Annotated in this window: 1 protein-coding gene; it reads left to right on the top strand. The window is 63.2% G+C overall.

Annotation, left to right across the window (positions count from 1 at the left end):
- The first annotated feature begins 169 nt into the window (after positions 1–169).
- Positions 170–1516 (top strand): IS5-like element ISBj5_B family transposase, encoded by a 1347-nt coding sequence (locus I6F38_RS43155; protein ID WP_011084757.1) that lies wholly within the window; start codon positions 170–172, stop codon positions 1514–1516.
- The last annotated feature ends 8 nt before the right edge of the window (positions 1517–1524 follow it).

The following is a 1524-nucleotide window of genomic DNA, read 5'->3' as shown; positions in this document are numbered from 1 at the left end:
GTCGTCCGTGAAGAAGGACTAAGCCACTGATCGGGAATCTCGATTTGGGCTAAGGGGCATTTCCAGATTGCAAGGTTTTGATGCTTTGGGCGTCAGAACCTTGCGATTTGGTTTTCGTGGATTCCCTCGAAGCGGGAAGCATGATTCCTTGTCTGCATCGGAGGGAACGATGCGGCCGAAGAAGCACAAGACGACGGGATCGAACGATCTGTTCCGGGCTCGGCTCGACCAGATCATCAATATGAAGCACGAGCTGGTTCTGCTCGCCGGCAAGGTCGATTGGGACTGGATCGACGGCGAGATCGCGCCGCTCTACAGCGAGAACGGCAGGCCCGGGATCGAGACGCGCTTCATGATCGGTCTGCTGTTGCTCAAGCACATTTACGGGCTGTCCGATGAGGAGGTGTGCGAGCGCTGGGTCCATGACCCATACTTCCAGTTCTTCACCGGGGAAGAGTTCTTTCAGCACACGTTCCCGCACGAGCGCTCGGACCTGAGCCATTGGCGCAAGCGGCTTGGCGACAAGCTGGAGTTGCTGCTGGCCGAGAGCTTGCGGGTAGCGCACGAGGCCGGTGCATTACGCAGCCAGGACCTCAAGCGGGTTACGGTCGACACCACGGTGCAGCCGAAGGCCATCACCTTTCCGACCGATGCCAAGCTGCTGCATGCGGCCATCAAGGGGCTCAACCGCCTGGCGATCAGGCACGGCGTCAGGCTGCGGCAATCCTATGCTCGCATCGCCAAGGCCGCCGCGATGATGGCCGGCCGCTACGCCCATGCCAAACAGTTCAGGCGGCATCAGCGGCAGTTGCGTATCCTGCGTAGCCGGCTGGGCCGGATCATCCGCGACATCCGCCGCAAGATCGAAGGCCAGCCAGCACTGGAGCAGGCGTTCGCCCTCCCGCTCGGCCGGGCCACGCAGATCCGCTCGCAGCAGCAGCGCCAGCGCGGCTGGAAGCTCTATTCCTTCCATGCCCCGGAAGTGGAGTGCATCGGCAAGGGCAAGGCCAGCGCGCCTTACGAGTTCGGCGTGAAGGCCTCCATCGTCACCAACAACCGCCGGGCTCCCGGTGGCCTGTTCGTGCTGCACGCCAGCGCACTGCCCGACAACCCCTACGACGGTCACACCTTGCGGGACGTCATTGACCGCACCGAGACACTCACCGGCTGTCCGATCGAGCGGGCCTATGTCGACAAGGGATACCGCGGCCACGACGCACAAAATCCCCGTCGCGTCTTCATCTCCGGCCAGAAGCGCGGCGTTTTCGGTGTCATCAAGCGCGAGCTGCGCCGCCGCTCCGCCATCGAGCCCATCATCGGACACCTGAAGGCGGAAGGCCACCTCGGGCGCTGCTACCTCAAAGGCCGCGCCGGCGATGCCGCCAACGTCGTCCTCTCAGCCGTCGGACACAACTTCCGCCGCATCCTCGCCTGGCTGAGATATCTCTTGTGCCTGTTCCTGGCCCAGCTATGGCGCACGCTCGCCCGGCCAGCCTCGATCAATCCGGCTTCTTAACGGACGAC

The sequence above is a fragment of the Bradyrhizobium sp. BRP56 genome (assembly GCF_020194035.1).
In the GTDB taxonomy this organism is placed as follows: Bacteria; Pseudomonadota; Alphaproteobacteria; order Rhizobiales; family Xanthobacteraceae; genus Bradyrhizobium; species Bradyrhizobium australafricanum.
This window is presented reverse-complemented; position numbering and strand designations above follow the sequence as displayed.